We start from the raw sequence: 25575 nt of genomic DNA, 5'->3' as shown, positions 1-25575 counted from the left end.
GATCTTCCTCGGGTTACAACCGCCGGCCCTGATCGACCCCTGGCTGGTGCTCTGTTGGCTAATGGCTCAGAAACCCGGGCGGCTATTGGCCCGGGAGTGTGATGCAGAGGCATTCGGCCTCGGCGAAAACCGTCTCGCCCAGACAGATCCGGCCATGTACCATCACCTTGCGCCCTTCAGCCGAAACCACCCTGCTTTCCACGGTCACGACCTTGTGCAGGGGGAGCAGATTGCGGAAACTGATGTTGAGATTTCCCGTCACCACGGAATAGCCGGCCGCCCAGGCGGCAAGGCCGAGCACCTCATCAAGCACCGCCGCCATGGCGCCGCCGTGGGAATGGCCGGCAGGCCCCTCGGTTTCCGGGCCGAACCAGATGCGCGCCCGCAGCTGCAGATCAGCGTTTTTATAGTAGCGAACCCGATAGCGGTTGCCATCCGACTCCCCCGAGACGAAACGCAGCGAGGCCCCGACCAGTGACTGCGCATTGAAGGGAATCCACCCGTTATCACCGCTCAGGTCGACCTGCGGACACACCTCGCCAACCACCGGTTTCTTTCCCACAAAGTTTCTCCTTTAATCGCTTGGCAGCTTTTACGGCTTTCCCACCCCGGCCAGCGCTTTACCCGGCCATTGGCCGCGCCGGATCTGGTCGGGCTCATTACCTCGATCATCTCGCCTTCGTTCAGATCCACCCCTTCAACGCCCCTGGCGATCGCTTTCTTGATCCTGCCAAAAAGCCCTAATCGCCTGCCGACTAAAGTTTATGCAGCAACCGTTGCAACTGTTTACGCTCGCCGGGAACCAGCCGTTCTTCGATCCGGTGCCTTAACCTGTAGGCGGCGTGACAGAGATCCTGTTCGAGACTCCGTCCCTTGTCGGTGAGCCACAGCCGGCGGACACGGTGGTCCACCGGGGTCTTTTTGCGTTCAAGGAATTCGGACTCTTCCAGCCTGTCGATAACTCCACTTATCGTGGTCCGGTCGATTTTGGTTTTTCTGCATATCTCATTCTGGGACAAACCGTCAGTTTTCCAGAGCATCGCCAGTAGAATGAACTGCGTTGGAGTGATGCGGAATTCTTTGAACTCGTCACGGAAAATGTCGGAAGTCCGTTGCCTGGCCTTGGAAAGTGCAAAGACCAGGCTTTGTTCGATGTTAAACATCCTTCGCTCCTAAATTTGGCTGTAGCTACCCTTTTTGTATTGTCAGACATCCCGGACTGGACGAAGGTCGCCATCTCGTTCGGGATCTTGGGCCTCTTTTCGACCCGGCCCATGGCAGAGGCCGATGGGGAAAAGGTAGCGCCGAAAGGAAATTCACCGGGCCGGAATCATGGCCGCAAACTGCTGTTCAACCTGCTTGGGAGCGGCCATCAGCTTGCGCTGGACATCCTCGGACATGGGATCGGGATAAATCTCTTCGTCCCCGTTCGCCAGCCCGGCGATGATGGCGCCGGCGACCTGCATAGATGTGGCCTTGGGCATCGCTTGCCCCGCCGTCATCGAGGTATCGACCGGGCCGGGATAGATCCCCACCACCCGGACGCCCGCGGGCGCCAGTTCGGCCCGTATCCCCTGGATCAGGGAGTGGCCGGCGGCCTTGGAGGCGCAGTACGAGCCGTTGACCGGAAGATTGACCAGGCCGATGATGGAACAGACGTTGGCGATCGCGCCATTGCCACGCCTGGCCAGGATGGGTGCGAAGGCTCGGCACATGGCCAGGGTACCGAAATAGTTGACTTCCATTTCCGCGCGGGCCGCTTCCATCGCATGGGGCTCCAGCAGCCCCATGCAACGGTTCACCCCGGCGTTATTGACCAGCAAGTCCACGTCCGAGCACTGCCTGGCTGCTGCTGCGACGCTGGCAGGCACGGTGATGTCGAGTTCGACGGGGATGATCCTGACACGATCTATTTGTAACAGCTCCTCCAGGGCGGGGGTGGAGCGGGCACCCGCATAGATTTTCGCCGCGCCCTTCTCTAGCAGTGCCCTGACCAGTGCCGTCCCGATCCCGCCGCCGGCTCCACTCACCAGGATGGTTTTTCCCTTGAGATTCATGTTGATTCCTTTCTTGAAATGACCTGTGGCCTGTCGGTATAGGTTTCATACGGCCGCCAGGGAATCTCCCTCGACGGCAGCCCTTCCTTGGAATAAAAAACCGCACAAACAGGACGTGGACGCCGCGACCGCCCGGCCGGTGGCACCTGCGCTTCAAAGTTACGGCAGTGGCGTCCCGTCTTTCCTTTTCCCGCGGGAACTGCTCATCGAACCCCATGAATCTCAGGAAGGGTGTGGCCGGCTCCGGCCCGCAAAAAAGCAACATTCCCGCGGATCAGGCAACCAGCGTCGCGCAGCGCATCGGCAACGGTCAGCTCGGGCGCGCGCTCCCGATCAAAAACCGCTTCCACACCCCCGTGGCAGGCGTTGGACACTGCGGCCGGAAAGGGCAAAACACCTTGCGGACTGCGGACGAAAAGGGCCAACGAGTGCAGGGTATCTTCGATGAGACTGGCGGCAGAAGGGGCGCGGCTTTCGCCCTTTTGCCCCTCCTGCAGGCGCTGGATGCATCTGCAGATGGCGAGGGACGCCAGCCCGCCTTCCACCATCCTGAGATGGTCTTTATCATATTGCCTGGCCATGGCCACCAGGCGGAGCACCCGGTGCTGCACCCGAGCCTGCAGTCTTTCCTGCGCGGCCGGAGCAACCGCCGGAAGCAGGGCTTCGATGTCGCGTGCAATGGCGTCCAACAGCGAGCGCATGCGGGTTGCCGGGCTGACTGGCACCAGGAAGCGGTAGGCAAGCCAGGCGCCCCCCACCCCCATCACCATGGCGATGGCAGCAAGGACAAGGTCCTGCGGCACAACGTCCATCGCGACCCCCGGTTGCGAAACGAAGAGGAAAAACAGTGTGGCATCGGTGGCGGATATAGCTGTTCGTCGCTGGGACATGGCTAAAACGCCGAGCAGCAGGAAGGGGGCGAGAAGGGCGCCGGCCAGCAGCGGATCGTTGATCCCCGGCAGCAGGATAAGACGGCAGAAAACGGCCGTTGCCGATCCGATGGCCGCGCCGATGAAAATCTGCCCCACGAAGGCAACCGGGTGTTCCTTGCTGGAAAAGATGCTGAGCATGATCGACATTGCCATCAGCATCAGCGGCCCTTGCGTCCACCCCGTGGCCGACCAGGTGATCCCGACCGCGAGAATGGCCAGGGCGGCACGGATGGCAGCACGGCAGGCCTCGCGCCGGTCCTGCTGGCGAACGAGCCCTGGCAGCGGTCGCTCCTCAGCAAGGACCGTCATGCTGCCAGAATGGGTAAGCACCCGTTGCAGGGAGGTGACGATTTCCTCCAGGGTCGCTCCCAGCAGCGGAAGATGGGCTTTAGCTTCCGCTGCTGCTGCCGTCATTGCGGCAAGACAATTCACCCGCGTGGCGCTGGCCAGTTTGCCGGCGACCTCATCCAGGTGACAGGCCAGCAGATCCCGCCAATAGGCCTGTTGATGAGCCACATCAGGGTGCCTGGCAAGCGACTCAGCAGCCAAACGGCCTACCGCGAGCAGGGCGAGTTGGGCCGCCATGAGACTGCGGATCTGGCGTTTTTGGTTCTTGAAACGAAGCGAGCCGGCACCGACGACATCCAGCTGGTGCTCGATCTCAGCGATTTCAATGAGAATTCCCTGTTCCAGCGACACCAGTTGCCCCGTTCGCCGCTGCCGCAGCAGCAACGCCAGCCAGGCCACCGACTTTCCCGCCACCTGCCGCAGCCGGCTCCCCAGTTCATCCCGCGGTTGGCGCGGGGTAAAAAATACGGTTCCGGCCGTCGCAACGATAATTCCGATGAAGACATCGGCGATGCGGCCCAAAGCGATACCGTAGAGATGGGATGAATGATGGTAGCCGCTCATGGCGATGACGACAGAGGTGAACCCCGCCATCATGCAGGCGTAGGAGCGCAGGCCGTAGAGCAGGTTGCCGATGCCGACGCAGCCGGCAATCCACAGCGCCAAGGCGATGGTGAGCACCAGCGGTGATTCGGTCTGCCGCAGCAGCAGCAGGCCAGCCACAGCCCCGATGGCCGTCCCGACCAGGCGGTAAAAGCTCTTCTCGAACAACAGCCCGCGGGTGGGTTGGATGACGATGAGCGCCGTCATCGCCGCCCAATAGGGGTTCTCCAGCTGCAGGAACATGGCTGCCATAAGCGCCGCAAGCGCGGCGGCGGTGTTACGGAGAACGAGGGCGATCGTTGGCCATGGCACGGCGATGTGGAAGCGGGATTTGTGCTGGATCATTGCTTGCCTGGCCTTCGTGCAGCGCTGACGCAAAATTCCAGACGTTCAACCAATTTACCCAGCAGGGAAACTTCCTGGTCACTGAACGCGCCGAGAAGTTCATGCTCCAGAGACATCACGGTTGCCTGGACCTGCTCGACGAGCAATTGTCCCGCAGGCGTTAAGAAAAGCAGCTTGGCGCGCCGATCGCTCACATCTTCGGTCCGGAGAATCAGCCCCTTCGCGAGGAGGGTATCGAGGATTCGGACAATGGAAGGGCCCTCGATACCAAGGGACGCGGCCAACTCTTTCTGCCTTGTCCCGTCCCCAAGACGGCTGAGATGCAAAAGTGGGCGCCAGGTGGCACCGGTCAGACCGGAGGCCTGAATCTCCGTGTCCAGAACCTGTCGCCACTGCCGGGTCAGGAGGGCAAGATGGAAGAGAAGATTATCGCGATTAATTTTTGAGGCAGGTTTATGCATCCGAAATAGATAGCATGCTAACTATTTCGGATGCAATCTTTTTCAGGGCAAGGGGGGACGCTCCTATCAGGGGACAAGGGGGGACGCTCCTATCTAGGGACAATGGGGGACGCTCCTATCTATTTTTCTTTTCACCTTTCAGATACTCCATCAACTCCGGTGACCTGCGAACAGCCTGCTCACCCCGGCGCGCCGCAAGCGTGACTCCTGTCGAGCCCAGACTTAGAAACCGTCCGACCTCAATCCCTTTGTACCCCAGCTCTCGCACAGCGACATAGCAGACGATCCCCCAGATCTCGGCAAGGCGTCTGACTTTCGACGGTCGCAACGTTCGATGCCACGGATGATCACGTGGGGCAGAAGACTTGGGATGTCGAGGCGGGGGGAACGAGGCATGTATCGTTTCTAGCCGACACCGGGGGGGGCGGAATCGATGGGAAAGTAAATAGGATGTCCCTCGGTGCTCACGCTTAGCCGGCCTAAGTTGATATTTTTCAATAAATCTCTACTGCTAAAATCCTTAATCCCAAACCTAATGCAGCTCATTGTCATCATGCCATCGTGCTGATTGTTTTTCGGAAACGTGCCAGGGATAGGGCAAATAGTATCGAACCGATCAGTGCCAGGGCGACGAATTGTGGCCAGACGACCTCAAATCCGGCACCACGGTACAGGATGGCCTGGGCAAGCTTGACGAAATGTGTGTTTGGCGCCGCCATCATGACAAACTGAACGAATTCGGGCATGCTTTCGCGAGGGGTGACGGCACCGGAAAGGATCTGTAGCGGCAGCAGGACCAACATCAGCAGCAGACCAAACTGGGGCATCGAGCGCGCAATAGTGCCGAGAAAGATGCCGAGCGACGTGGTGGCGAAGAGCTGCAGCGCCGCGCCGGCCAGAAAGAGAGGGCTGGAGCCTACGATCGGGATCGCCAGCGCTCCCTTGACAACAATGAATAGTGAACAGGTCGAAGCTGCGAGGACCACCAGAGCCATGGCCCAGACCTTGGCAGCCATGATCTCGAAGGGAGTGACCGGCATCACCAGCAGGTGCTCCACTGTGCCATGCTCGCGTTCACGGAGCAGCGCGGCGCCAGTCAGGACGATGGAAAGCATGGTGATGGTGCTGATCAGCTCCATGACCCCCCCGAACCACGATTTGTTCAATTCGGGGTTGAAACGAGCCCGCAGGGCCAGGTCCACCGCTGGCGTTGTGTTTGGTCGGTATCCCTGCAGAAAAGTGATCACTTCGCTACCGATAATGGAATGGATGTAGCTGTTGCCGGTGAAAGCCTGGCTCATCCGGGTGGCATCTACATTGAGTTGGATGGCCGGACTGCGTCCGGCCAGCACGTCACGTTGGAAACCGGGGGGGATGTCGAGGGCAAAGGTGTCCAAGCCGGCATCCATCCTGGCATCCATCTCGTCCTGCGTGATCAGTACCGGCGTGGTGAAGTACGGCGGGTAAAAGGCGTCGACTATCCGCGTGGAGAGTTGGGAGCGGTCTTCGTCGACAATGGCGATGGGTGCCTTGTGCAGGGTATCGGGCATGGCTGTCGCGGCAGTGTAGATCGAGACACTGAAGGCATAGACGATCAGGACAATCATCATCGGGTCACGCAGCAGGCTGCGCAGCTCTTTGATGCCGAGATGGAAAATGTTGACGGCGCGCATGGTCAGTGATCCTGTTTCTTGAGCAGGGCGACGCCCAGGGCGGTCAACAGGGGTACAGCCAGCAGCAATGGAATAAATGAGGCGTGGAGATCCTGGAAATTGAGCCCCTTGGAAAAGGTCCCTCGAGCGATGATCAGAAAGTAGGTGGTTGGGTATACCCGGCCAATAGCGGCGCCAGCACCTTCCAGCGAGGAGACCGGATCGAGCATGCCGGAAAACTGAACCGCCGGCAGGAGGGTCAGGACGGCGGTACCGAACAGGGCGGCGATCTGGCTGTGCATGAAGGTCGAGATCACTAACCCGAAGGCAGTGGCAGTAATAACATACAGCAATGCCGCACTCGCCAAGGCCAGGAAGCTTCCCTTGAGGGGCACCCCGAAAACGAAAACGGCCAGCGCGGTGAGAAGCAGAAAGTTGAGCATCGCCAGGGCAACATAGGGCAGCTGTTTGCCAAGCAGGAACTCCAGCCGGGTCACCGGGGTGACGTAGAGATTGACGATGGATCCCAGCTCTTTTTCCCGCACTACCGACAGCGCACTTAACATGGCCGGGATCATCATCAGTAGCAGCGGAATCACGGCCGGCACCATGGCCGGCAGACTCTTGACGTCGGGATTGTAGCGAAAGCGCGTCTCTATGGTGGAAGCTCCCGTTGTCGCTGAGGCACCCAGGGTATGCCGCGCCAGAGTCGCCAACCACTGGGCATGCATTCCCTGCACATAGCCGCGCACGGTCTCGGCGCGGGTGGGCATGGCGCCGTCAATCCAGGCGCCGATGGCAACCGGCATGCCCCGTTTCAGGTCGCGGGCAAAACCGGGGGGGATCTCGATCGCCAGACTGATTTCGCCGGCACGCATGCGTTGGTCCAACTCGGCGTAGTCTGTGATCGGAGGTCGTTCGATGAAGTAGCGCGATCCGGCGAGATTGAAGGCATAGTCACGGCTGATGGCGGTCCGGTCCCGGTCGAGCACCGCAAAAGTAAGGTCCTCAACATCCATGCTGATGCCGTAGCCAATGACGAACATCAGGATCACGCTCCCCAGCATGGCCAGGGTCAGGCGGATCGGGTCGCGGCACAGTTCCAGTGCTTCGCGCCGGTTGTAGCTGAACATGCGGCGAAGGCTGAAGAACCCACCCTCTGCAGCCGGGGTCGAGTTTTGTTCCCCGGGTGGCACGGCAACGGTTGCGGTCTCGCCGGTCGCCGTTGCAGGAATCTCGACTGTCTCATCGGCCGCCTCTTCGAGGTAGCTGATGAACGCCTCCTCCAGTGTGCCTGCCCCGCGCTTTTCGATCAGCGCCGCCGGCGAGTCGCTGACCAGCACCCGGCCCGCGTGCATCAGCGAGATCCGGTCGCAGCGCTCGGCCTCGTTCATGAAATGGGTGGAGATGAAGATGGTCACCTTGTCCCGGCGGGCCAGGTCGACCATGATCTGCCAGAAGGCATCCCGCGCAACCGGGTCGACCCCCGAGGTGGGCTCATCGAGGATCAGCATCTCCGGTCCGTGGACCATGGCCACCGCCAGGGAGAGACGCTGCCTCTGACCGAGCGGCAGGGCGTTGGGCATACTGTCCATCACCTCGTCCAGGCCGAAGCGTTGGGCCATTTCCTGCACCCGCCCGTTGATCCGCTCTTCCGGCATCCTGAACAGCCGGGCATGCAGCACCAGGTTCTGCCGCACTGTCAGCTCGCTGTACAGGGAAAAGGATTGGGTCATGTAGCCGACCCGCCGCCGGGTGTCGATATCGTGGGGGTCCACCGGACGGCCGAACAGCCAGGCCTCTCCTTCACTGGCCGGCAGCAGGCCGGTCAGCATTTTCATGGTGGTGGTCTTGCCGCAGCCGTTCGAGCCCAGGAAACCGAAGATTTCACCCCGTCCGATGCGGAAGCTTACATGATCAACGGCGGTGAAATCGCCAAAGCGCATGGTCAGATCGTGGGCCTCGATAGCAGTCTCGCCGGTGGTGTCCGTTCCGCGGGGAGGAATGATGACCGGCCGGTAGTCGTCCCGTTGCGACTGGGGCAGCAGGGCGATGAACGCCTCTTCCAACGAGGAGGCGCCGGTCTGGGTAAGCAGCTCCCGCGGTGTGCCGGTGGCCAGAATCCCTCCGGCATTCATGGCCACCAGCCAGTCGAATCGGGCGGCCTCCTCCATGTAGGCGGTGGCCACCAGTACGCTCATGCCGGGCTGTCGGGCACGGATGCGGTCGATCAGCTCCCAGAACTGTCGCCGCGACAGGGGGTCGACCCCGGTGGTGGGTTCATCCAGGATCAGCAGGTCGGGATCGTGAATCAGCGCGCAGCACAGCCCCAGTTTCTGCTTCATGCCGCCGGAGAGTTTGCCGGCCGGCCGGTCGGCAAAGGCGCTCAGGCCGGTGGCTTGCAACAGTTCAGCGATGCGGCGTTCACGTTCCCGACGCCCGTGTCCGAACAATCGAGCGAAAAAATCCACATTCTCGAAAACCGAGAGGGTCGGGTAGAGGTTTTTGCCGAGCCCTTGGGGCATGTAGGCAACCCGTGGGCAGACCGCCTGACGATGGCGCTTGTCAGCCATGTCGCCCCCCAGCACCTCAACCTGTCCGGTCTGGATCGCCCGCGAGCCGGCAATCAGCGAGAATAGACTGGATTTGCCCACACCGTCGGGACCGATGACACCGACCATGCAGCCGGAGGGCAGCTCCAGATTGATGCCGCCCAGGGCCAGGGTCTTGCCGTAGCGCAGAAAGACTTCTTCCATCCTGACTACGGGCGGCGCTGGTGGTGCGTACTCGTCTATGTGTGCGGGTCCGCTCATTGCGGCAGCTTGACCTGCAGATGGTCCGGCCACGGCTTAGCGGCATCCAGCCGTACATAGGCCATGCCAGGCAGGCCGGTCTTGACTTTGGTGATGTTTTTTTTGAGGAGTTCCACCGGGACCTGCGACCGGATGCGGAACATCAATTTCTCCCGCTCGCTGGCCGTCTCCACGGTTTTGGGGGTAAACTGGGCCACATCGGAAATGAACGACACCTGTGACGGTATGACATACTCCGGGGCGGCATCCAGCACCAGCCGTACCTCCGTGCCGAGCGCCACTTTACCGGCCGCAGCCGTCGGAAGGAAAAAGGTCATGTAAACATCGCTCAGATCAACCAGGCTTAGCACCTTGCCGCCGGCGCCGACTACCTCGCCGGGTTGCGCCACCCTGTACTGCACACGGCCATCACGGGGAGATACAAGGGAACTGTCATTAATGTCCGCCTGGATGCGCTCGACGTTGGCCCTGGCCGCCTTGACTGTCGATTGAGCCCCGGCAATCTGGGTGCGCACTGCCATGACCGCTGCCTCGGCAGCGGAGACCTGGGCGCGGGCCGAGTTCACTGCCGCTTCACTGCTCTGAAGCTGGGCGTAATCGTCATCGGCGTTCTGTTTTGCTATCGCTCCTACTTTGACCAGTTCCGCTGAGCGGGTCGAGTGCTGCCGGGCCTTGACGCGCTCGGCCTGCCGCTGCCCAACCACCGCCAAAGCCGCCCCCTTTTCACTCTCTCGCTGGGCCAGCTGACTCTGGGCTGTAGCAACCGAACTGTGCGCCTGCTGCAGTTGCGCCTCTGCCTGGCGCAGCTGGGCTTCCATGGTCTCGGTGTCCATCGTGGCCACCACCTGTCCGGCCGTGACGAACTCCCCTTCACGGACCAGAATATCCTTCACCCGGCCGGCTGACTTTGCCGCTACGTCTATCTCAACCGCCTCAATGCGGCCGTTGCCGCTGACCAAGCCGTCATTCCTATCGTTTGTGCCAAATTTTTGCCAGACAATAGTGCCTACGACAGCTAGAAACAGCACCCCGGCAACTCCAACCATCCATTTTTTCAATTGTTCGTTCATGGTGCTCCTCCTCGCCTTCAGCCCTTCACATGACTCAATATTTGGAAAGCAGATAAATCAAGTTTATCGGCCAACCCGGGGGAGGTTCCTTGACCAGTTCACTGTAGGCAATTATTACGGGGCAATCAGTACAGTGAGAATGTACAGTGTCATTCTGTATGGTTTCATGGTGTACTTTTTTTAAAGCATACCAATCTATTCGAGCTCGGCAAGGCGTCTGACTTTCGATGGTCGCAGCGTTCGATGCCACGGATGATCATGTGGTGCAGAAGATTTGGGATGTCGAGGCGGGGGGGACGAGGCATGTATCGTTTCTAGCTATCAACGCATGCCCCAGGGGCAATCCATTTCATAGGTCAATCAACCTCAACAACTTCAAGCTCGCTGTCATGGGCGATGGAGGAAGGAAGGTCTTCGCCTTCGTCAGGTGATTCGGCAACAACCGGGGAAGCATGCCCGGTGATTTTAGTCACCAGTTCCAGCAGCCTGTACTGGTGTTCTTTAAAGAAACCTTCAAAATCGTTGGCGTAAAGTTTCGGAGCGGGGATCTTTTGCGAAGAAGACAGTTTGATCGTAGGTCTGCCCGCTCCGGAAGTCGCGGGCACCTTCTCGCATCAGCAACACATGAAACCCCTTGTACGCGGCGGAGAGTCGAGAGCGCATGGTCAGGAGACGATCGGCAAGCAACACCCCGTCCAAAACGGTGACTGGTTCAGGGCTGCCGTCGAGCCAGGCGGGAACCTCCATGATGTCCTTGGCAAAGCGCGTCTCGGCGGCTGAACCGTACAATTCGCCGAAAACTCCACACCAGTACCAGCGGGCGATCTTCTCATTATTCGTGGTGTGCTCGGCCTTCTCACCGATATCGGCAAAGATGGCTGCCAGTGGGACGAGTTGCGACTGATAAGGGAGATCATTAACGCGATGGACCTGCTGCTGGCGGAGGGATTTGGCTGAGCGTTCGAAGCCGAGACGCACCACATCCCGGTATTTTTTGTACGCCGCAAGGGGAAGATCCAGCAATGATTGGCGCGTTGCCCTTACCGCCGGCCACTCACTTTCTTTCCCAGGTTTATACTTCATTGCAGCAAGGCGTAGTTCCGTGGTATTCAACAGAGCGATCGCCTGCAGAAAGTCGGTTGCAGGAACATTCGCCAGACCCCCCTGTGCCGGACCGGCAGTCCCACCAAAAGAGGCCAGCCGCTTCTCGGCTTTTGGCAGAGAGTGCGCCGTGCAGCCTTCCTCTCGAAAGAAGGAGCAGGGAGGCTCAGCCAACCTCACATGGGGGCTCTTAGCGTCTCCTGGAGAGGGACTAACCGGGCGAGGTGACCTATCCCCAGCCAAGGTCGACTAGCCTGCGGAAGGGCCCTCTTGGCGCCGCCACGACAGTATCCCCCCTAGGCCCCCTCCCCCCCAACGTTCAACACCTTGCCCTACCCTAGCTCGTCGGGAAATCGGTACTCAGATACGGAACGTTGTCGACCAGGAAGAGGCACCGACTTTGAGCATAAGAGCGTGCCTTGGAGGGTCTCCCGAACCAACCTAAAGCCAACCTCGATCCCAAAAACACAGAAGCCCCGCCGTGGTTTACGGTAGGGCTTCTGTGATCAACTTTTGGCGTCCCCAGGGGGATTCGAACCCCCGTCGCCGGCGTGAAAGGCCGGTGTCCTGGGCCAGGCTAGACGATAGGGACCTGATATCTCAAGTCCCCAGCAGGAAATGAACCTGCTAGGACGCTTTTGTAAAATGGTGAGCCGGGGGGGGATCGAACCCACGACCATCTGATTAAAAGTCAGATGCTCTACCAACTGAGCTACCGGCTCACAAGGAATGACTTTATACAGAAATCCTTCCGCTGCGTCAACCCTTTTTTGCTTTTTTCGTGCTGCGGATCAGCCGAAAGGATTGAGCAGCTGGATGGTCTCGTCACGGCGCGGGCCGATGGAGACCAGCACCACCGGGCAGCCGGTGACCGCTTCGAGCTTGCGCAGGTAGGCCTGCGCCTTCGCCGGCAGTTCGGCGAAACTCTTCGCCCCGGAGAGGTCGCTCTGCCAGCCGGGGACGTCTTCGTAAATGGGGGTACAGCGGCTGAGCACCTCAGCATCGCGCGGGAAGGTTTCGAGGCGCTTGCCGTCACAGTCATAGGCGGTGCAGATACGGATCGTCTCCAGCTCGTTGAGGACGTCCATCTTGGTGATCGCCAGACCGGTCATGCCGTTGGTGCGGACCGCTTCGCGCAGCGCCACCGCGTCGAACCAGCCGGTGCGGCGCGGACGCCCGGTGGTGGCGCCGAACTCCTGGCCGGTGCGGCGCAGCTGCTCGCCCATGGCGTCGTTGAGTTCGGTCGGGAAGGGCCCTTCGCCGACCCGGGTGACGTAGGCCTTGGAAATGCCGATCACGGCATCGATGAAGCGCGGGCCGACGCCGGTGCCGGTGCAGGCGCCACCGGCCAGGGTCGAAGAGGAGGTGACGTAGGGGTAGGTGCCGTGGTCGACATCGAGCAGGCTCCCCTGGGCCCCCTCGAAGAGAATATTGTGGCCGGCGGCGATATTCTCATTGAGCAGGGTCGAGGCGCAGCCGAGATAGCGAACGAGGCGCTGCGCGTAGGCAGCGTACTCGGCAACGATCTCCTGGGCGTCGAGGGGCGCTTCGCCGAGGAATTTTTCGAGGAAGAAGTTCTTCTCCGGGAGAAACTCCTCCACCTTGCGGGCAAAGATCTCCGGCCGCACCAGGTCACTGAGGCGGATGCCGCGGCGGCCGATCTTGTCCTCGTAGGTCGGCCCGATACCACGCCCGGTGGTGCCGATCTTGCGGGCGCCGGTTGCCGCCTTCTCGCGGGCGATATCGATCGCCTTGTGCCAGGGCATGATGATGTGGACGTTGCCGTCCACCACCAGCTGGCTGTCGTCCTTGAGGTACCCCTTGGCCTTGAGGTTGTCGATCTCCTGCAGGAAAACCTTGGGGTCGAGCACCACGCCGTTGCCGATGATGCAACGCTTCCCCTCGTGGAGAATCCCGGAAGGGATCAGGTGGAGAACGGTCTTCTCGTTCCCGACCACCAGGGTGTGGCCGGCATTGTTGCCGCCCTGGTAGCGCGCCACATCCTGGGCGTATTCGGTGTAGATATCGACAACCTTGCCTTTGCCTTCATCGCCCCATTGGGCGCCTACGATTACTACAGTGGCCATGTTGGGTTTCGTCTCCTGAGCAGTTACAGCGAAAAGTCCGCGGCCAGCACCTGGGCCGCGGTCAGGCGTTGCCGATGGTTGTCGGCGAGCCGGATGAGTTCCAGGTCCGCGTCGGGCGGGCCGAGGACCAGGACATAACGATAGTTCATCAGCAGCGCATAGTCGAGAGTCGCCTCGAGGGCGCGCGGGATGATGTCGCGGGCTACGGACAGGCCCCGACCCCGCAGGGTTTTGGCGATGCGCTGCGCCTGCTCCTTGTCGACCCCGGACTGGAAAATCAGCACGTCGGTGGCCTGGCGGGCGACAGCGTCGAGCTCGCGGTCGAGGGCGAAGAGGAGGTTGAGCAGGTTGAAGGTGAAGCCGGTGGCCGGCGCCGGGTAGCCGTAGCGGGCGGTCAGGTTGTCGTAGCGCCCGCCGCTGCAGACCGCGCGCCCGAATCCGGTGAGGTAGCCCTGGAAGGTCACACCGGTATGGTAGTCGAGCCCGCGCAGCTCGCCGAGATCGAGGGTGACATGCTCTTCGACGCCATAGACGGCAAGGATCTCCAGGATGCGCGCCAGGTTGTCGAGAGCCCGCCGGGAGCGGTCGTTGCTGACCACCGCGGCGGCACGGTCGAGGACATCGCGGCCACCGAAAAGGCGCGGCAGGGCGAGCACTTCCTCGCGGGCACGGTCGGAGAGCGGGGCATCGTGCAGCAACTGCTGCAGGGTCGAGCTGTCCTTGCGGGCGATGGCGCTCTGCACCTCCCGGACCAGCTCGGGGGCGAGCGTCAAATCGGCCATGACCCCGCGGAAGAACTCGACCTGGCCGACATCGATGGTGAACTCGCTGGCGCCTAAGGCCTGCAGCGATTCAACGGCCATGGCGATCATTTCGGCATCGGCCTCGGGACTGGCCAGCCCGATCAGTTCGACCCCGGCCTGGAAAATCTCGCGATCCTTGCCGGCCTGCTGCTCGGTATGACGCAGCACCTGCCCGCTGTAGCAGAGGCGCAGCGGCAGCGGCATCTCGTGCATGCGGGTGGCGACAATGCGGGCAATCTGCGGGGTGATGTCGGGGGAAAAGGCGACCAGCCGCCCCCCTTGGCGATCGTCAAAGCGAAAGGCCTTCTCGCGCAGGCCGGCGCCGAGACCCCGCTCCAGGACATGGAGAAACTCCAGGGAGGCCGGGATGATCGGCCGGAAGCCCCAGCGCTTGAAAAGGTCGGACAGGGTCTGCCGCAGGTAGGCAATCCTGGCCGCCTTGACCGGCAGAAAATCTTTGACCCCCTTGGGGAGCATCACCTCGGGAGGCTTATCGGTAACAGTCATGAAAATATCCGGTTACAGGCGACAGGCCGGGAGGAAACCCGGCTCCTCGCTCAGATTTCGACCTGGACCGCGGAGAGGATGTGCTGGTTTCCCTGCAGTTCCTTCAGCACCGCATCGGGGATCGGGCTGTCGATATTGATCAGGGAAATCGCCCGCCCCTTGATCTTGCGCCGGGAGAGATTCATCATCGCAATGTTGACATTGGCGCCGGCCAGGACCTGGCCAATGAAACCGATGACCCCGGGGCGATCGTCATTGTGCAGGACCAGGATGTATCCTTCCGGAACCGCTTCGACATGGTAGTCGTCGACCCGGACGATTCGAAAGTCGTTCTCGCCGAAGACGGCCCCACAGACGGAATGTTCGCCGTCCAACCCGGAAACGGCGACCCGGATAATATTGGAAAACCCCTCGGTGGCATTGCTGCGCGCCTCGACGACCCGGATGCCCCGCTCCTGGGCGATATGCGGCGCGTTGATGTAGTTGACCATGGCGCCGCTGCCCGGGGTCAACAGCCCCTTGAGCAGGGCCATGGTCAAGGGCCCGGTCGGATGGTCGGTGACGGAGCCGGCATACTCGATCGACACGGTCTGCAGACCGCGCCCGCAGAGTTGGGCCAGAAAGGTGCCAAGCCGCTCGGCGAGGTCGACCCAGGGGCGAATCTGCGCCAGCAGCTCACTGCTGACCGAGGGAACATTGAGCGCATTGACGATCTCCCCATGCTGGAGAAAATCGACGATCTGGCGGGCCACCTGGACCGTAACATTGACCTGCGCATCGACGGTTGCGGCACGCAGATGCGGGGTGCAGATCACCTGATCCAGGGTCCACAAGGGGTTGTCCTGTTCCGGCGGCTCCTTGGCAAAGACATCGAGGGCGGCGCCGGCGATCCGGCCCGACACCAGAGCGCGGTAGAGGGCGCCCTCATCAACAAGGCCGCCCATGGCGCAATTGATGATCCGGCATTCGGGTTTGACCCGGGCCAGCGCCTCCTCGCCGAGCAGGCCTTCGGTCTCGGAGTTGAGGGGGATATGGAGGGTGATGAAATCGGAGCGTTCCAGCAATTCGTTGAAGCCGACCGGCTCACCGCCGGTCTGGCGAATCATCTCCTCGGCCAGATAGGGATCGTGAACGATGACCCGCATCTTCAGGCCGAGCGCCCGCTCCACCACCAGGCGGCCGATCTTGCCGGCGCCAAGCACGCCGAGGGTTTTGCCACAGATTTCAACCCCCAGGAAACGGTCTTTTTCCCAGCGACCGGACTTGGTCGAACGGCTCGCCTCGGGAATTTGTCGCGCCAGCGACATGAGCATGGCGATGGTATGCTCGGCGGTGGTGGTGGTACTGCCGAAGGGCGTGTTCATCACCACCACCCCCTTGCGGTTGGCGGCGGCAAGATCCATATTTTCGATGCCGATCCCAGCCCGGCCAACGACCTTCAGCCGGGCGGCGGCTTCAAAGACCTCGGCCGTCACGTGGGTGCCACCCCGGACGACCAGGGCATCGGCGTCGGCGACCTCGGCGAGGAGTTCGGCAGCGGAGATTCCAGGATGATAGGCGAGTTCAATGCCGGCGGCCTGTTCAAAGACCGCGAGCCCTTCGGGGGAGAATCTGTCGGAAACAAGTACCTTCATCGGGCCCCTGTAAAACTCGGAAAGGCCCTGATTTACCGGGCCACCGGGGTTGCGCGCCAACGTGGTACGTTAGCAATCCCCCAAAGGGATGTCAAGGCCAAAGCCCGGTCTGCGGCTTCGCCGGGGGGATTCAGCCCCCTGTTCCTGCCTGGGGAAAATCTCCCCTTCCCGGAGACCATCACCGGGAGCAGGAGGTATGGATGGGACAGAAATTTTTGCCTGGATAAGTGCGCGGTTCTCCATCCCCCGAGCCGGAAAAAAGGGAAGCGGACCCCCGGGGGAGTCACCGCTTCCCTTTTTTGCATGCACCGTCTCCAACCGGCCCGGTCAGGTCCAGCTCTTTTCCCGCGTCGGGATTTCCTTTTTGACCCGCTCCAGGCAGGCGGGACAGATGGTGGTGGTATCGATCTCGCAAATGTTCTTGCGGATCTGGTGACCGGTTCCGCTGGTTGCTCCCTGATAAGTTCCACACCAGGCACAGTACCTGAGCACGCCGTCTCCTTCCTGCCCCTCCCGCTGCACAGGATCAAATCTAGCAGTCGCCCATAAGCTGTCAATCGCGGGGAAGAAAAAACCCTGTTTTTTGGGAAGTTAGCGTAAGTATTCGATCAGCAGGCGCACCCCGACCCCGGTCCCCCCCTTCGGCGTACCAGGCCGCCCCTTCTCCTCCCAGGCCGTTCCCGCGATATCGAGGTGGGCCCAGGTCAGGCCCTCGGCAAACTTCTCCAGGAAGGCGGCGGCCGTGATGGTGCCGGCCGGTCGACCCCCGGTATTTTTAACATCGGCCACTTCGCTCTTGATCTGGGCGCCATAATCGCTCCACAACGGCAGCTGCCAGAGCCGCTCGCCACTCGTTTCGCCCGCCTTGAGCAACTGCCGGACCAGGCCGTCGTGATTGCCGAGAACGGCGCTCGCATGGTGGCCGAGAGCAATAATGCAGGCACCGGTCAGGGTCGCCAGGTCGATAACGACCCGCGGTTCGAAGCGCCGGACATAGGTCAGGGCGTCGGCGAGGATCAGCCGCCCTTCGGCATCGGTATTCATGATCTCGATGGTCCGGCCGGAAAGGGAGGTGAGGATATCGCCGGGACGGATGGCGCTGCCGGAGGGGAGGTTTTCGACCGCCGGAATCACCCCGACCAGGTTGACCGGCAGCTTGAGCAGGGCGGCGGCCAGCAGGGTCCCGAGGACCGCCGCGCCGCCGGCCATGTCCATCTTCATCTCATCCATCTTTTCCGCCGGCTTGAGGGAAATGCCCCCGGCATCGAAAACCACCCCCTTGCCGACCAGCGCCACCGGCCGGGCCTCGTCCAGCCCGCCGCGATACTGCAGGACGATCAGCCGCGCCTCGCGAATACTCCCCTGGGCCACGCCGAGCAGCGCCCCCATTCCCAACGCTTCAAGCTCGGGTCGTTCCAGGATTTCGCAGTGCAGGCCCACCTCCTCGGCAATTTCCCGGGCACGGCGGGCGAGGTAGTCGGGGGACTTGATATTTCCCGGCTGGTTGACGAGATCGCGGGCAAGACAGACTCCCCGGCAGATCGCCCGGCCGACTGTCATCCCGGCGCTCAGTTCACGGCCGGCCGCCGGAGTAGTGGCCACAAACCGCACCTCGTCGAGGGGGGGCGGCAGTTCGGCACTCTTCTCGGTGCGGAAGTGGTCGAAACGATAGGCCCCAAGTTCCACCCCCTCAGCCAGGGTCTGTCCGAGCAGAGCACCCTCCAGGCGGCGCACCGAAAAGGAGGCCGCATCGATGCTGAAACGGCTGATCCGACGCCCGAGGAGGAGGCCGGTCGCCGCTCCAAGGGCCTGGCGCAGGCCTTCCCGGTCGGCCCGGCGCCCGTCCTTGCCGAGGCCGACCAGGAGCAGCCGTTCGGCAGGCAGGGCCGCCCCCGGATAGAGGAGGAGGGTCTCCCTCTGGCGGCCGCTGAATTCGCCGTCCCGGAACGCCCGGCTCAGAGCGCCGTCGAGACGGGTATCGAGTTCCCGCAAGGGCGGGGTGCGCAAGCGTCCCTCCCACACCCCCATCACCAGACAGGGAGTTTTCTGTTTCAGGCTGTCGCCATGCTTGACGAGGATCTCCATCACGTTTCCTTTCAGTAACGGGCGTATTTACGCCGATAAGCTTCAATCCACCCCTGCCGGCTTTCCGGTCGGCCGCGACGCTCGGCGAGCAGGATGGCAACCCCCTCCACTTCGGCCAGCCCGCGCCCTTTCTCCAGCGCCAGCGGCGTCCGGCGGCGCAGAACGTCGTCCGGCGTTCGCGCCAGCTCTTCATCACAGGCAAAAGCCACCTCCAGGGCCAGCAGGGGCGACCCCGGCGCCACCGGCGCAGCCAGTTGCGGCTCCCTGCCGAGCAGTTCGATCAGGCGCCCGGCCCGCGAACCATAACGATTGAGCAGGCGGGTGATGACAGCTGCGGAAAGGCCCGACCGCCCCACCAGGTCCGGCAGGGACCGGCGCAGGTAGGCGCCGAAATCCCCGGTGGCACCGCCGGGGAGGGGGACCTTGGCGGTCAGGCAGCGCCCATAGCCGCCACCGAGAAGAGCGCTGACCCGGTCGGCGACCTCCGCCGCCACCCCCCGGTAGGTGGTGTACTTGCCGCCACCGATGGAAAGCATCCCGCCAGAGGAGGTGAAGATCCGATGTTCCCGGGAAACCCGCGAGGCCCAGCGCGTCGCTTCCTCCGCCACCAGCGGGCGCAGGCCGGCAAAGGCGGCGACCACCTCGGAGCGCAGCGGCGCCCGGCCACGCAGGTGACGCCCGACCTCCGCCAGCAGGTAATCGATCTCCTCCTCGGTCGGCGCCACCGTATCGGGATCGCCCGAAAAGTCGATATCGGTGGTTCCGACCAGCGACAGGCCCCTCCCCCAGGGAATGGCAAAGAAGAGCCGCTGATCCTGGCCGGCGGTGAGGTAGAGTGCCTCATTGCCGTGATTGAGGCGTGGCACCAGGATGTGCGTCCCCCGGGTCGGCCGCAGCCGCGCCGGCGCTGCCTCCTCCAGGGCGCAGACCTGGTCGAGCCAGGGGCCGCTGGCATTGACCACCAGGCGGGCCGCCACCTCCAGTTCCTGGCCGCTCTCGCTATCGACCAGGTGTGCCCCGCAGATTTTCCCCTGGCGACGCAGCAGCCCGGTCACCTGCAGGTAGTTGTGCACCACCGCTCCGGCCGCCCGGGCGGCAAGGACGTTTTCCAGGCAGAGCCGGGCATCGTCCATGCTGCAGTCCCAGTAGTGGGCGACGCCGCGCAACCCCTCCGCGCGCAGCGCCGGCTCCGCGGCCAGGCCGGCGGCCGGTTTCAGCATTCGGTGGGCGTGGGTATTGCGAAACAGGGCGAGCAGGTCGTAGAGGGTGAGACCGGCTCGAACCATCCACAACGGCCGGGAATCGCCGGCATAGACCGGGATGAAGAACGGCAGCGGCCGCACCAGGTGGGGGGCAATCCGCTGCAATACCCGTCGCTCGCGGCAGGACTCGAAGACGAGCCGCAGATCGAAACGTTCCAGGTAGCGCAGGCCGCCGTGGATGAGCTTGGTGGAAGCGCTGGAGGTTCCGCTGCCGAAATCGCCCTGCTCGACCAGCAGCACACCGATGCCGCGCAAGGCGAGATCGCGGGCGAGGCCGGCGCCATTGATACCACCGCCGATAATCAGGACGTCATGACGACGGGAAGAGAGGGGGGCGAGCTCACGCTGGGGCGACAAGGAGTCCATGGTTGGCAAGTCTAACGGCCAGCAACCGCGCTGGCAATCGGCCTTTTGACATTTTCCGCCCGGCCGCTAAACTTGGTTCCATTCCCTGCCCTGCCGCCCGTTCGGCCATTCCGTTGTCAAGGAGGCTTCCATGAAGCGATTCTCCCCCCTACGTATCCTGCTCCCGCTGAGCCTGCTGCTCCTCGGCGCCTGCACACCCGCCCGGGAGCTGCCATCGGCAACCCGCACCGACCTGACCCGGGTCACCAAAAGTGTCGACGGCCAGGGGCGGACCGGCATCGATGGGCAGGTCCTTGTCAAGGAGACCGGGGAGCCCCTCGCCGGCGCCTACATCAACATCTACCCCGATGCCTTCACCAACCTGCTCGGCCCATCCCAGTTCATGTCGCGGCCGACGGACGCCAACGGCCGCTACCAGATCGATCTCCCCCCCGGCACCTACTACGTCGTCGCCCGCAAGCGGATGACCGGCGAACCGACTGGCCCTCTTTCGCCCGGTGACTACTATTCTTCGGAACATCACCGCGTCATCACCACGGTCACTGCCGGCCGGGTGGCGCTGGTTGACCTGAGCGTGGTGACGATGCGGGCGCCGATGTTCTTCAAGAAGGGGAGCATGGACCAGGAGACCCGCACCGGTATCCACGGCGTCCTCGTCGATGGCGAGGGGAACCCGGTTTCCGGTGGCTTTGCCATGGCCTATCTCGACGATAACCTGCAGCGCCTGCCCGATTTCCCTTCCACCCTCAGCAACGAACGAGGGGAATTCACCATCTACCTCCCCAAGGGGGGTACCTACTACCTGGGCGGCCGCATCCATGTCTGGGATATGCCCCGTCCGGGCGAGCCATATGGCAAGTTCGGTGGCGAGCCCCCAACCCCGGTGACCGTCGCCGACGATACCTTTGTCGATGGTATCCGCATTGTCCTGACCCCCTTTACCGGGACCTACGAGCCGGGCAAGAGTCGCCGCCCTTTCTAAGCCATTGCGACAGGGCAGATCGGGTAGGAGGCGGGGTCGCCCCCGCCGTCCTCCCACACCACCGTGCGTACGGTTCCGTACACGGCGGTTCACAAGGCGCTCTGAAAGCGGCGGTGCTGATCGGTCAAGCGGATCAGCCCCAAGTAGCGAAAGAAGGATGTCGGATACGCTTCATTCATGTGCGAGGCCCCTGAGTTCCACCAGGGGCCTCGCCCGTTCGTGGCCGATTTCCACGCCCGGGCTTCCGGCAATCCCCGCTGCATCAACCTCTTGGCCCGGGTATAGGGGCGCTTCCACTGTCGCCATAGAATGCAGCGCAGCTTCCGCCGCAGCCATTTGTCCAGTTCTTCGAAGATGCCTTTGACCTCCGCCAGGCGGAAGTAAGAGGCCCACCCCCGTAGCTTCGGGGTGATTTCTTTGATGACCTGAGCGAGACTGCGTCCCCTGCCCCGTCGGCAGACCTTCCTGAGTCCGGCCTTGAACCGCTTCACTCTCGACTCCGCCACTTTGAGGCGGGGTTTCTTGTGAAAGGTCATGCTGTAACCCAGAAAGACCCTTTTCCAAGGACGGTCGACGGCGCTTTTGGCGACGTTGACCTTGAGTGCCAGCCGCTCCTCCAGGAACCGGGTGAGACTGGCCATGACCCTTTGGCCGCTGCGCCTGGTCTGCACGTAAATGTTGCAGTCGTCGGCGTAGCGGCAGAAGGCGTGACCGCGCCTCTCCAGTTCCTTGTCGAACGCGTCGAGCAGGATGTTCGACAGAAGAGGTGAGAGGGGACCACCCTGCGGCGTCCCTTCCACCCTCTGCGACACAAGCCCGCCTTCGAGCACTCCGGCTTGCAGGTACCGCCGGATGAGCAGCAATACCCGCTTGTCTTCGACCTTACGGGCGACCCGCGACATGAGGATGTCGTGGTTCACCCGGTCGAAGAACTTCTCCAGGTCGATATCGACCACCCAGCGCTTGCCGTCGGCCACATGCCGACGGGCGGCTCTAACCGCCTGCCAGGCACTCCGTCCGGGACGATACCCGTAGGAGCTCTCGGAGAAGTCCGGATCGAATAGCGGCGTCAGCACCTGATGCAGCGCCTGCTGAATGAGCCGATCGCACACCGTGGGGATTCCCAGGGTGCGCACTCCCCCGTCGGGCTTCTCGATTTCCACCTTCCGCACCGGCTGGGGGCGATACGTCCCATTCAGCAACTCTTCCCTGATGGTCGGCCACTTCTCCTTGAGAAAACCGCGAAGCTCGCCCGTCGTCATCTCGTCGATGCCGGGGGCGCCCTTGTTGGCTTCCACCCGCTCTAAGGCCGCCATCATGTTCGGGCGGCTGACGACGTCTTCCATCAGCCCCCTTTCCGCTTTCGTCCAGGAAGGGTCTCTCGTTGCCGTGACGTTTGACGCACCGCTCCCATGCTCTGGCGGCTTCCGGCCGCTGCCCTCCGGGACGGCTCCCGGTATCTCGACCGGGACTTCTGCTGCTCTTGTCGTCATCGAAACGCGAGTCTCCTGAAACGACGCCTCGTGTTCGGCCCTTTGCCGGGTGGTTACTCCGGCTACTACGGCCTCTGCTGACTTCTGCCGGCCCGTCCCGACACCTTACGGTGACGGTAGCACGAGGCAGACCGACAGATCTCCCAGGGTAATGCGCGTGACCTTCCTCCCATCTACCCGCCGCATCTACAGCCCCACCCTCCCGGATGGCTATCGGGCTTTGAAGATATTGGCCTTCTCGCCCGGATGAGACTGCCTCATGCGGTTTCTGTTCGTCGGACCGGGATTTTGCCTGCGGCTTCCTTCAGATTCCACCTCGCGATGGACACCCTTGCCGTCCGGCTAGCGGTTCCCGCCATCAGGGTCCGCAGGGGACTTTCACCCCCAAGTCACTGATTCACCACCACAGTGAATCAGACAGCGCCAGTCAAGGCGCTACGCGCCATGCCTGGCGCACCAGCAAAAAGACGGCCGGGTTTTATTCCCGGCCGTTCCTTTGCAATGGCGCTCCCATCCCGGGTCCGCGGCAGGCTGGGGCCGGCCTCAGCCCCGGTTGAAGCGGTGGCGCAATTTCCCCGCCAGGCGGTTGAGGGGATGGGCGCGCTCCAGCGTCGGAAAGAAAGGGGGCCGTCGCACCCCGAGCAGTTTCAACTCGGCAACCAGTCGCGGGTCACGACCAAACTTGAGCCCGCGTCGAAGGGTGGTGATGGCCCGGCCCTTTTGCCCGGCGAGGAGGTAGATACGGCCGAGGTTGAGATAATGGATCTGGTTGGCGGCATCCTGCTGCAGCGCCTGCTGGCAGAAATTGACCCCCCGACGATACTGCCGGCGCTCCCGGGCAATGCAGTAGCCGAGATAGGACCAGGCCAGGGGCGGCCGGCAATCTTCGGGGAGATGTTCCAGGTGCATCAGCGCCAGCATCGTATTCCCCTCCTCGGCGGCGGCGACCGCCCGTTCCAGCAGCCCCCGGGAATGGTCATAAGCCATGACGATACGCTCCTCCATCAGAGTGCCAAGATTCCGGAAAACCCGTTGCCGTTGCCAACCAGCTTAGCCGAAGAGAATAATAATGGAAATCGCTCTTCCTGCAACAAGCCCCGACCCCAGCTTTCCGGCAGCGCTCTGCACCGGGACCCTGCGGCTCAGCGACGGCCGCCAACTCGGCTGGGCTGAATTCGGCGCCAGCAGCGGTCTCCCCCTCCTCTACTGCCACGGCACCCCCGGCTGCCGGCTGGAGGCCGGCCTGGCGGCAGAGGCTGCCGCCCGAGCCGGGTTCCGACTGATCGCGGCCGACCGGCCCGGGTATGGCCTCTCGACTCCCGCATCGGGGCGCCACCTTGCCGACGTCGCCAGCGACCTGGTGGAACTCTGCTGCCACCTCAACCTGCAGCGGCTCTTTTTGCTCGGGGTATCCGGGGGCGCTCCCTTTGCCTGTGCCACCGCCTGCCGCCTTGGAACCCGGGTCGCTGCGCTCGGACTCGTCTCACCTGTCGGCCCGCTGGACGAATTTCCCGCCGCCACTCCCCTCCCCCCGATCTGGCGGGGGCTACAGGCCTGGAGTCGCCGCCAGCTGCTTCCTCTCGGCCTGCTGATGGCGCCGCTGCGCCTGCTGATCCGCGCCTTCCCGGAAACTTTCCTGCGCGCCCAGGCCCGCCGGCTTTCGGCCCGGGACCAGGAGGTTCTTGCCGCGCCTCGCGTTCGCCAGTTGCTGCTGACTTCCTGGAGGGACGCTCTGCAAAAAGGGTATGCCGGCCTGCGTGACGACATCGCCAGTTTTGCCCGACCCTGGGGATTTCCCCTTGCCGGGATCGACGCGTCGACGCTGCTCTGGCATGGGTCCGCCGACCTTCTCGTCCCAGCAGCCTTCGGGGAGTTACTGGCCGGGCGCCTGAGGTCGTGCAGAACCACCCTATACCCCGGAGAAGGCCACTTCTCCCTTCCCGTCAACTACGCCGCAACCATCCTGCAGGGGTTAACCGCGGCCAGCCGTTTTCCCGCCAGCGGTGAAAAGAGCCAATGGTATACTTGCGATAAGAAAACCACACCAGCCACCGGGGAGGAGATTTCCATGGACCAACGCATTGCGACCTTTCTTGCCGCTTCCGCCTTTGGCGTGGTCGGCGCTTCGTCCAACCGGGACAAATATGGTAACAAGGTGGTTCGCTGCTACCAGCAGCGCAACCGAACGGTCATACCGGTCAACCCCCGGGAAGAGGTGATCGAAGGGATTCCCTGCGTTGCACGGGTCAGCGACCTGCCACCCGAAGCAACCAGTATCTCGATCATCACGCCACCTTCCGTTACGGAGCAAGTGGTGAAAGTGGCGATCGCCCACGGAATCCGCAATATCTGGATGCAACCTGGCGCCGAGAGTGCCGCCGCCATCGCCACCTGCGAAGCAGAAGGGGTCAACCTCATTGCCGATGGCAGCTGCCTGCTGGTCGTTCTGGGTTACCGCGAGCACTGACCACAACCTGCCCCCAGTCCTGACGGCAGCGGCCGCCCTTTCCCGGGCGGCCGCTGCTGTAGCGTCCGATTTTATGGCCAGGGCCACGCCCTGAAGCCAAGGGTTTTCGTCCAGCCACCGCGGGCGGAGAGGGGTCAGCCTGCCGAGATACTGACAAAGACCAACCCTTCTTGCGACTTGTTTTCAACCCCATGGGGGCGCCCCTGGGGCGCGACCAGCAGGGTTCCCGGACCAACCGGACGCGGCCCGCCAGCGCCGAGGAAGGTCCCTTCCCCCTCGAGCACGATCCAGATATGATCTCCGGCATGTTCATGCGGGTGGATATGCTGCCCCGGCAGAAGGCACCAGAGCGTGGTGCGCGAGTGCGGGGTTTCCGCCAATTGCACCTTGTTGGCCTTTTCCTTGTGATACGCGACCTGGTCCTGATAATCCCAGAAGGTGGTTTCCATGGCTGACTCCCGGCCAAGTGAAAGGGGCGCCGCCGGGAGAATCCCGGCGGCGCCCTGA

Annotated in this window: 20 protein-coding genes, 2 tRNA genes and 1 pseudogene; 3 read left to right on the top strand and 20 right to left on the bottom strand. The window is 62.6% G+C overall.

Features of this window, described 5'->3' with window-relative positions; translation table 11 throughout:
- Positions 1 to 82: 82 nt before the first annotated feature.
- From DBW_RS03430 to glpD, 17 genes are all read right to left on the bottom strand, one after another.
- Positions 83 to 562, bottom strand: coding sequence for a PaaI family thioesterase (locus tag DBW_RS03430; RefSeq protein WP_066724240.1), 480 nt, complete (start codon positions 560 to 562; stop codon positions 83 to 85).
- A gap of 193 nt (positions 563 to 755) precedes the next feature.
- The gene (locus DBW_RS03425; protein WP_066724237.1) at positions 756 to 1163 is read right to left on the bottom strand and encodes a MarR family winged helix-turn-helix transcriptional regulator; all 408 of its coding nucleotides are present in this window, start codon (positions 1161 to 1163) and stop codon (positions 756 to 758) included.
- Between the two features lie 153 nt (positions 1164 to 1316).
- Positions 1317 to 2057: an SDR family oxidoreductase gene (locus DBW_RS03420; protein WP_066724234.1), complete on the bottom strand. Its 741-nt coding sequence runs from the start codon at positions 2055 to 2057 to the stop codon at positions 1317 to 1319.
- A gap of 203 nt (positions 2058 to 2260) precedes the next feature.
- Positions 2261 to 4285 carry an FUSC family protein gene (locus DBW_RS03415; protein ID WP_082820158.1) on the bottom strand — a complete coding sequence of 675 codons (2025 nt, stop codon included), beginning with the start codon at positions 4283 to 4285 and terminating at the stop codon, positions 2261 to 2263.
- The gene (locus DBW_RS03410; RefSeq protein ID WP_066724231.1) at positions 4282 to 4746 is read right to left on the bottom strand and encodes a MarR family winged helix-turn-helix transcriptional regulator; all 465 of its coding nucleotides are present in this window, start codon (positions 4744 to 4746) and stop codon (positions 4282 to 4284) included. Before DBW_RS03410 ends, DBW_RS03415 begins: the two co-directional genes overlap by 4 nt.
- 551 nt (positions 4747 to 5297) lie before the next feature.
- Positions 5298 to 6419 (bottom strand): ABC transporter permease, encoded by a 1122-nt coding sequence (locus tag DBW_RS03405; protein WP_066724228.1) that lies wholly within the window; start codon positions 6417 to 6419, stop codon positions 5298 to 5300.
- A 2-nt stretch (positions 6420 to 6421) separates the two neighbouring features.
- Positions 6422 to 9154, bottom strand: a complete 2733-nt coding sequence (rbbA, locus tag DBW_RS03400) for a ribosome-associated ATPase/putative transporter RbbA (RefSeq protein WP_269465518.1) — start codon at positions 9152 to 9154, stop codon at positions 6422 to 6424.
- Between the two features lie 53 nt (positions 9155 to 9207).
- Positions 9208 to 10281 (bottom strand): HlyD family secretion protein, encoded by a 1074-nt coding sequence (locus tag DBW_RS03395; RefSeq protein WP_066724216.1) that lies wholly within the window; start codon positions 10279 to 10281, stop codon positions 9208 to 9210.
- A 513-nt stretch (positions 10282 to 10794) separates the two neighbouring features.
- Complete coding sequence (locus DBW_RS03385) at positions 10795 to 11394, bottom strand: hypothetical protein (RefSeq protein ID WP_197463719.1); 600 nt, start codon at positions 11392 to 11394, stop codon at positions 10795 to 10797.
- Positions 11395 to 11896: 502 nt separating this feature from the next.
- Positions 11897 to 11974, bottom strand: a tRNA-Glu gene (locus DBW_RS03380).
- A 54-nt stretch (positions 11975 to 12028) separates the two neighbouring features.
- Positions 12029 to 12104 (bottom strand) — tRNA-Lys (locus tag DBW_RS03375).
- Between the two features lie 69 nt (positions 12105 to 12173).
- Positions 12174 to 13469 carry an adenylosuccinate synthase gene (locus DBW_RS03370; RefSeq protein WP_066724208.1) on the bottom strand — a complete coding sequence of 432 codons (1296 nt, stop codon included), beginning with the start codon at positions 13467 to 13469 and terminating at the stop codon, positions 12174 to 12176.
- A 23-nt stretch (positions 13470 to 13492) separates the two neighbouring features.
- On the bottom strand, positions 13493 to 14779 hold the full coding sequence (locus DBW_RS03365) for an ATP phosphoribosyltransferase regulatory subunit (protein WP_066724205.1): 1287 nt from the start codon (positions 14777 to 14779) through the stop codon (positions 13493 to 13495).
- Positions 14780 to 14829: 50 nt separating this feature from the next.
- Positions 14830 to 16413: a phosphoglycerate dehydrogenase gene (gene serA / locus DBW_RS03360; protein ID WP_066724195.1), complete on the bottom strand. Its 1584-nt coding sequence runs from the start codon at positions 16411 to 16413 to the stop codon at positions 14830 to 14832.
- 327 nt (positions 16414 to 16740) lie between these two features.
- Positions 16741 to 16905, bottom strand: coding sequence for a hypothetical protein (locus tag DBW_RS18375; RefSeq protein ID WP_157471735.1), 165 nt, complete (start codon positions 16903 to 16905; stop codon positions 16741 to 16743).
- 99 nt (positions 16906 to 17004) lie between these two features.
- On the bottom strand, positions 17005 to 18498 hold the full coding sequence (locus DBW_RS03355; RefSeq protein ID WP_066724191.1) for a leucyl aminopeptidase: 1494 nt from the start codon (positions 18496 to 18498) through the stop codon (positions 17005 to 17007).
- Between the two features lie 11 nt (positions 18499 to 18509).
- Positions 18510 to 20126 (bottom strand): glycerol-3-phosphate dehydrogenase, encoded by a 1617-nt coding sequence (gene glpD / locus DBW_RS03350; protein ID WP_082820157.1) that lies wholly within the window; start codon positions 20124 to 20126, stop codon positions 18510 to 18512.
- Between the two features lie 130 nt (positions 20127 to 20256).
- On the opposite strand from glpD, the gene DBW_RS03345 reads away from it, so the two are divergent.
- Entirely contained in the window at positions 20257 to 21108 is an 852-nt protein-coding gene (locus DBW_RS03345) for a carboxypeptidase-like regulatory domain-containing protein (RefSeq protein ID WP_066724185.1), read from the top strand.
- An 89-nt stretch (positions 21109 to 21197) separates the two neighbouring features.
- On the opposite strand, the gene ltrA is transcribed toward DBW_RS03345, so the two are convergent.
- Together ltrA and DBW_RS03335 are read right to left on the bottom strand one after the other, a co-directional pair.
- Positions 21198 to 22601, bottom strand: coding sequence for a group II intron reverse transcriptase/maturase (gene ltrA / locus DBW_RS03340; protein WP_066724184.1), 1404 nt, complete (start codon positions 22599 to 22601; stop codon positions 21198 to 21200).
- Between the two features lie 543 nt (positions 22602 to 23144).
- Positions 23145 to 23588 (bottom strand): tetratricopeptide repeat protein, encoded by a 444-nt coding sequence (locus DBW_RS03335; RefSeq protein ID WP_066724181.1) that lies wholly within the window; start codon positions 23586 to 23588, stop codon positions 23145 to 23147.
- An 82-nt stretch (positions 23589 to 23670) separates the two neighbouring features.
- Between DBW_RS03335 and DBW_RS19235 the strand changes: the two are divergent.
- Both DBW_RS19235 and DBW_RS19230 read left to right on the top strand, forming a co-directional pair.
- A pseudogene (locus tag DBW_RS19235) lies at positions 23671 to 24534 on the top strand (alpha/beta fold hydrolase); the annotation flags it as partial.
- A 135-nt stretch (positions 24535 to 24669) separates the two neighbouring features.
- The gene (locus DBW_RS19230; protein ID WP_231875411.1) at positions 24670 to 25068 is read left to right on the top strand and encodes a CoA-binding protein; all 399 of its coding nucleotides are present in this window, start codon (positions 24670 to 24672) and stop codon (positions 25066 to 25068) included.
- 134 nt (positions 25069 to 25202) lie between these two features.
- Here the strand turns inward: DBW_RS19230 and DBW_RS03325 are convergent, their stop codons facing one another.
- Positions 25203 to 25517 (bottom strand): cupin domain-containing protein, encoded by a 315-nt coding sequence (locus DBW_RS03325; RefSeq protein WP_066724179.1) that lies wholly within the window; start codon positions 25515 to 25517, stop codon positions 25203 to 25205.
- Between the last annotated feature and the right edge of the window lie 58 nt (positions 25518 to 25575).

Origin of the sequence: Desulfuromonas sp. DDH964 (assembly GCF_001611275.1) — a bacterium.
In the GTDB taxonomy this organism is placed as follows: domain Bacteria; phylum Desulfobacterota; class Desulfuromonadia; order Desulfuromonadales; family DDH964; genus DDH964.
Note: the sequence above shows the minus strand (reverse complement) of the source record. Positions and strands in the feature narration are given on the sequence as shown.